Origin of the sequence: Kitasatospora sp. NPDC091257 (assembly GCF_044757675.1) — a bacterium.
Classification (GTDB): Bacteria; Actinomycetota; Actinomycetes; order Streptomycetales; family Streptomycetaceae; genus Kitasatospora; species Kitasatospora lactacystinica.
In genome coordinates, this window is record NZ_JBIVVI010000514.1 from 1 (window position 1) to 6,087 (window position 6,087).

Below are 6,087 nucleotides of genomic sequence, written 5' to 3' on the forward strand. Positions count from 1 at the left end.
GGGCCGGGGCCTCGGTGACCGCCTCGGCGGCGGCCTCGACGACCGCGGCGGCCTCGGCGACGACGGCCTCGGCGGCCGGGGTCGACTCGACCGCCACCGCGGCCTCGGCCGAGGCGGCACCGCCGCGCGAGCGGCGACGGCGACGGCGCGGAGCGGCCTCGTCCTCGGCGCCCTCGACGGCCGGGGTCGCCACGGCGGCACCGGTCACGACGGCAGCGGCCTCGCCCTCGGCGCCGACCGCCGTGCCCCGGCGGGTGCGGCGGCGCTCGCGGGTGCGGCGCGGCTGCTGCTCCTCGGTCTCGGCCGTGGCGGCGCCGGCGCCCGGACGGCCGGAGCCGCCCTGGCCGCCGCGTCCACCACGGTCACCGCGCTCACTGCGGTCACCGCGCTCACTGCGCTCACCGCGACCGCCGCGGCCCGAGCGGGCGCCGCGTCCACCGGTCTCGCCGAGGTCCTCGACCTCCTCCGCGTTGAGCCCGGCGCGGGTCCGCTCCGAGCGCGGCAGGACGCCCTTGGTGCCCGGCGCGATCTTCAGCAGCTCGTACAGGTGCGCGGAGGTGGAGTAGGTCTCCTCCGGGTCGTTGAACGGCAGGTCCAGCGCCTTGTTGATCAGCTGCCAGCGCGGGATGTCGTCCCAGTCGACCAGGGTGACGGCGGTGCCGGAGGCGCCGGCCCGGCCGGTGCGGCCGATCCGGTGCAGGTAGGTCTTCTCGTCCTCGGGGCACTGGTAGTTGATGACGTGGGTGACGCCCTCGACGTCGATGCCGCGGGCCGCGACGTCGGTGCAGACCAGCACGTCGACCTTGCCGTTGCGGAAGGCCCGCAGGGCCTGCTCGCGGGCGCCCTGGCCGAGGTCGCCGTGGACCGCGCCGGCCGCGAAGCCGCGCTGGGTCAGCTGGTCGGAGACGTCGGCGGCGGTGCGCTTGGTGCGGCAGAAGATCATCGCCAGCCCGCGGCCGTCGGCCTGCAGGATGCGCGAGACCGTCTCGACCTTGTCCAGCGAGTGCGCACGGAAGATGTGCTGCTCGATGTTGGCGACGGTCGCGCCGGTGTCGTCCGGGGCGGCGGCCCGGATGTGGGTCGGCTGGCTCATGTACCGGCGGGCGAGGTTGATGACCTGGCCCGGCATGGTGGCCGAGAACAGCAGGGTCTGCCGCTTGGCCGGCAGCATGGTGATGATCTTCTCGACGTCCGGCAGGAAGCCGAGGTCGAGCATCTCGTCGGCCTCGTCCAGGACCAGCGCGCGGACCTTGGACAGGTTGAGCTTCTTCTGCCCGGCCAGGTCCAGCAGGCGGCCCGGGGTGCCGACCACGATGTCGACGCCCTTGGTGAGCGCCTCCACCTGCGGCTCGTACGCCCGGCCGCCGTAGACGGCGAGGACGCGCACGTTGCGCACCTTGCCGGCGGTCTGCAGGTCGTTGGTGACCTGGGTGCACAGCTCGCGGGTCGGGACGACGATCAGCGCCTGCGGGAAGTCGGAGAGCTGGTCCTCGGTGGCCCGGCCGGCGTCCACGTCGGCGCGCACGATGGCCCGCTCGATCAGCGGGAGGCCGAAGCCGAGGGTCTTGCCGGTGCCGGTCTTGGCCTGGCCGATGACGTCGTGGCCGGTCAGCGCGACCGGCAGGGTCATCTCCTGGATGGGGAAGGGGTGGACGATGCCGACGGACTCGAGCGCCTCGGCGGTCTCCGGGAGGATCCCCAGTTCCCGGAACGTCGTCTTGATGGGTTCAGCGGTGGTGGACAGGGTGCTGCCTCTTCCGTTTTCGAAAGGGCCGAGAGCGAGCGGCGGGCGGGCAGCCGCGCGGCTGCCTACGGGCCTGGCGGCCCTGATACAGCTGCGCGGACGCACAACCGCGCCGGTCCCTGCGGCCGGCCGGTGCGCGCTGCCCTGGTGCGGGGCGCGTCGCCGGCGGCGTCGGGGAGGATTCCCGTGAGGGATCTGCGCGGGACCTCCGCCTCGGGGCGTGGTCTCGGCGGCCCTCGCTCGGCCACTGATGCGGTGCCAAGGCTTGAAGTCCAAGCCATGGTCGGAGCCGATCGGCTCTCCGACCGGGCATCCGCGTACGTGAGTACCCGTGCCTCCGGTGCGGACACGTCCGGCTGGACGGTGCCACTACGGAGGGTTCGCGCGGGGTACCGAGACGGCGGTGACACCATGCGAACACGACGGGCTCCGTACCACCATACAGTCAGGCGACGACTCGAACACGTGACGCGTCCGACATTGCCCCCGGCAACTGCCACCGGAGCGGCCGGTCCGGCCGGTCACCGGGCGTGCCCGGGCACGGGGCGGCGGGGCGGGACTAAAGTTGCGGGTCATGGAGACCCATGGTGAGACGCAGGACGCGGCGGCCGGCTCGATCGGGGACTGGGCCGCGTGCTCGGCCGACCCCGGCTACCGGGCGGCGGTGCTGGACCTGCTCGGCGCGCTCGCGTACGGCGAGCTCAGCGCCTTCGAGCGGCTCGCCGAGGACGCCAAGCTGGCGCCCGACCTCGCCGACAAGGCGGCGCTCGCCCGGATGGCCTCCGCCGAGTTCCAGCACTACCAGCGGCTGCACGACCGGCTCGCCGAGGTCGGCGCCGACCCGCAGGAAGCGATGCGGCCCTTCGTCGAGCCGCTGGAGCTGTTCCACCGGATGACGGCGCCCTCGGACTGGCTGGAGGGCCTGGTCAAGGCCTACGTCGGCGACGCCATCGCGACCGACTTCTACCGCGAGGTGGCCGTCCGGCTGGACGACGACACCCGTGACCTGGTGCTGAGCGTGATGTCCGACACCGGCCACGCCCAGTTCGCCGTGGACAAGGTCCGCCAGGCCATCGAGGCCGACCCGCGGGCCGGCGGCCGGCTCGCCCTGTGGGGCCGGCGGCTGATGGGCGAGGCGCTCAGCCAGGCCCAGCGGGTCGTCGCCGAGCGCGACGCGCTGTCCAACCTGCTGGTCGGCGGCGTGCAGGTGCAGGGCTTCGACCTGGTCGAGGTCGGCAAGATGTTCAACCGGATCACCGAGGCGCACACCAAGCGGATGGCCGCCCTCGGCCTGGCGTCCTAGGAGTCCTCGGGCCGCCGGCGGGGTTCCTCAGGCCGCCCGGTGCCGCCGCGACGCACGGTGGGCGCCGGGCCGGTGCGGGTGGTGCCGGTGCGCCGGGGCGCGCCCGGCGGCGAGGTCCGGCCGGGCCAGCAGCGAGGTGAGCACGCCCGCGGCCACCGCCGCGGCCGCGACGGACACCGCGGGCTGGCGCCCGTCCACGCCGAAGTGCGCGACCACCCCGCCGACCAGCGCCGCCGCCAGCGCGGTGCCCAGTGTCAGGGCCCGGGCGGCGCGGAAGTACGCGGGCAGGGCCAGCAGGGCGGCGCCGCCCGTGACCAGGCCGACGAGGGCGAAGGCGATCGACTCGACCAGCAAGGCTGCCTCCCGGGGAACGGGCGTGCGGCACCGGCGCCGCACCCTCGCCGTACCCCGCCCCACCCGGTCGTACACGCGACGGTGCCCCGCTCCCTCGCGGGAACGGGGCACCGGACGATCCTGTGCGGCGACGCCTCAGGCGGTGCCGAAGCCGACCTTGCGGGAGGCCGACTCGCCGATCTCCACGTACGCCAGGCGCTCGGCCGGGACGATGATGCGACGGCCGTGCTCGTCGGACAGCGCGAAGATCTTCTCCGAGCCCTCCAGTGCCTTCGCGACCGCGCTCTGGACCTCATCGGCAGTCTGCGAGCTCTCGATCACGATCTCGCGAGGCGCGTTCTGCACGCCGATCTTGACCTCCACGGCTTCCGTCCCTCCGGGGTTGCAGCCTCCACGCACGGGCACCGGACCGCCTGGGACAAGCGTTCGCGGCGACCGTGCCGTACGGCTTCACCATAGAGCACCGGATCCCCGGCCCGACGAAGGTCGGTGGATCAGCCCTGGTGGGCGGCACCCTCGCCGGACTGCTCGCCCGGGTGCATCGGGAAGCCCTTCAGGCCGCGCCAGGACAGGCTGGCGACCAGCCGCACCGCCTCGTCGCGGGGGATCTCCAGGCCCTGCGAGAGCCAGTACCTGGCGGTGATCTGGGCCAGGCCGCAGACCCCGGCGGCGAGCAGCTTGGACTCCGCCTCGGGCAGGTCGGTGTCCTCCTGGATCACCTTGCTGACCAGCGTCGCGCTCGCCTCGGAGGCCCGCTCGACCCGCTCGCGCACGGCCGGCTCGTTGGTCAGGTCCGACTCGAAGACCAGCCGGAAGGCGCCGGACTCGCTGGAGACGTAGTTGAAGTACGCCTCCATGGTGTTGGCCACCCGCTGCTTGTTGTCGTTGGTCGCCGACAGCGCCTCGCGGGTCGACTCGACCAGGGCGTCGCAGTGCTTGTCCAGCAGCGCCAGGTAGAGCTCCAGCTTCCCGGGGAAGTGCTGGTAGAGCACCGGCTTGCTCACCCCGGCGCGGTCGGCGATGTCGTCCATGGCGGCCGCGTGGTAGCCCTGCGCGACGAACACCTCCTGGGCGGCACCGAGCAGTTGTTCACGGCGGGCGCTTCGCGGCAGGCGGGCACCGCGCGGGCGCTCCTGCGCCTCCTGGATGGCCGTCACGGCGCTCCTCACTTCGGGGTCTGTTCGCTGCTGCAGGATGGCCGATTCTACTTTTCGGTAACCGCGCCCGCGTTCGGCGAAGGCGAGAAAAGACGATCGGCCTGGTTGTCAGGAGCCCACAATACGGCGCTGACCTCGGCCTCGGCAGTGGTGGGACGGAGGCGGCCCACGGCCCGACCACCCCGGCGCTTCCGGGGCGGGGCTCACTACCATCGTCCACCATGAGCAGCGCTGAGCAGCAGGTACGTACGGTCGAGGTCCCCGGCGCGGTGCTCGCGGTGCACCGGCCCGCCGCCGACGGCGTCGCCGACGGGCGCGAGCCCGGGCTCTTCGTGCACGGCCTCGGCGGCTCGGCCGCCAACTGGGAGGCGCTGATGGGCCGGCTCTCCGGGCACGTCGACGGCGAGGCCGTGGACCTGCCCGGCTTCGGCCGCTCCCACCCGCCCACCGACGGCAACCTCACCGTCTCCGGCCACGTCCGCGCGGTGATCGGCTACCTGGAGGCCTCCGGCCGCGGCCCGGTCCACCTGTTCGGCAACTCGCTGGGCGGCGCGGTCGCCGTCCGGCTGGCGGCCGTGCGCCCGGACCTGGTGCGCAGCCTCACCCTGGTCTCCCCGGCGCTGCCCGAGCTGCCCCCGCAGCGCTCCGCCTGGCCGACCGGTCTGCTCGCGGTGCCCGGCGTGCCCGCGGTGCTGCGCCGGCTGTCCGCGGGCGGGCGCGACGCGGAGGCGGCCACCGAGGACCTGCTGCGGCTGGTCTACGGCGCTCCGGAGGACCTGAGCCCGGAGGCCCGGGCCCAGGCGGTCGCCGAGTACCGGCGCCGGCTGGAGGTGCCGCACGCGATGCAGGCGCTGGTCGGCTCGGCCCGCGGCATCGTCTCGGCGTACACCGAGCGCGGCGACCAGGCGCTGTGGCGGCAGGCCGAGCGGGTCGGGGCGCCGGTGCTGCTGGTGTACGGGCTGCGCGACAAGCTGGTCTCCTACCGCTCGGCCCGCCGCGCCTGCGCGGCCTTCACGGACGCCCGGCTGCTGGTGCTGCCGGAATCCGGGCACGTGGCGATGATGGAGCACCCCGACGAGGTCGCCCGGGCGGTACGGGAGCTGATCGCGCACACCGCCGGCTGAGCGCACGTCACCGGCCGAGCGCACGGCGCGGGTGGGGCGCGCGCCGCGGCGGGCCGAACGCGCGCCCGGGCGGGGCCGCGCGGGCGGCCGCGCATACCGCCCGGTAACGGCCCGGATCGGGTCGAGGTCACGGCGGTTCACTCGATCAGGTGGCAGGCAGGCATGTGACCGATGGATCGGCCAGGGCCGGTCCTACCTTTCTGCTGTCGGACCGAACAGGTGTGGGGGAGTCGCGGCCGCCGGAGGAACCGGAGGGCGGCCGCGGCCGAGGGGTTCCGGCGGGCCGGGCCCGACCGCCGAAGCGGGCGGGAGCCCGGGGGAACGGAACGCGGCGCGGCCGCGACCGGGCCGCCGGCGGGCCGCACGGAGGCACCGCGGCGCCGACCCGGGCCGACCGGACCTCCC

General features: G+C 74.6%; 6 protein-coding genes. 2 read left to right on the forward strand and 4 right to left on the reverse strand.

Translation table 11 applies throughout. The features are described from left to right. The coding region (locus ACIQOV_RS23020; protein ID WP_401051232.1) for a DEAD/DEAH box helicase at positions 1 to 1,831 on the reverse strand (1,831 nt) is incomplete at its 3' end. Between the two features lie 487 nt (positions 1,832 to 2,318). On the opposite strand from ACIQOV_RS23020, the gene ACIQOV_RS23025 reads away from it, so the two are divergent. Beyond that, complete coding sequence (locus ACIQOV_RS23025; RefSeq protein ID WP_049660234.1) at positions 2,319 to 3,047, forward strand: ferritin-like fold-containing protein; 729 nt, start codon at positions 2,319 to 2,321, stop codon at positions 3,045 to 3,047. A 27-nt stretch (positions 3,048 to 3,074) separates the two neighbouring features. Here ACIQOV_RS23025 and ACIQOV_RS23030 read toward each other — a convergent pair whose 3' ends face one another. The 3 genes from ACIQOV_RS23030 to ACIQOV_RS23040 all read right to left on the reverse strand — a co-directional run bounded on the left by ACIQOV_RS23030 (position 3,075) and on the right by ACIQOV_RS23040 (position 4,558). Further along, positions 3,075 to 3,401, reverse strand: a complete 327-nt coding sequence (locus ACIQOV_RS23030; RefSeq protein ID WP_359903512.1) for a hypothetical protein — start codon at positions 3,399 to 3,401, stop codon at positions 3,075 to 3,077. 135 nt (positions 3,402 to 3,536) lie between these two features. After that, the gene (locus tag ACIQOV_RS23035) at positions 3,537 to 3,764 is read right to left on the reverse strand and encodes a DUF3107 domain-containing protein (RefSeq protein WP_359903510.1); all 228 of its coding nucleotides are present in this window, start codon (positions 3,762 to 3,764) and stop codon (positions 3,537 to 3,539) included. A 131-nt stretch (positions 3,765 to 3,895) separates the two neighbouring features. Beyond that, positions 3,896 to 4,558 (reverse strand): TetR/AcrR family transcriptional regulator, encoded by a 663-nt coding sequence (locus tag ACIQOV_RS23040; protein WP_359903508.1) that lies wholly within the window; start codon positions 4,556 to 4,558, stop codon positions 3,896 to 3,898. A 221-nt stretch (positions 4,559 to 4,779) separates the two neighbouring features. Here ACIQOV_RS23040 and ACIQOV_RS23045 point away from each other — a divergent pair, with 221 nt between their 5' ends. Then, positions 4,780 to 5,682, forward strand: a complete 903-nt coding sequence (locus ACIQOV_RS23045) for an alpha/beta fold hydrolase (RefSeq protein ID WP_401051230.1) — start codon at positions 4,780 to 4,782, stop codon at positions 5,680 to 5,682. Positions 5,683 to 6,087: the final 405 nt, after the last annotated feature.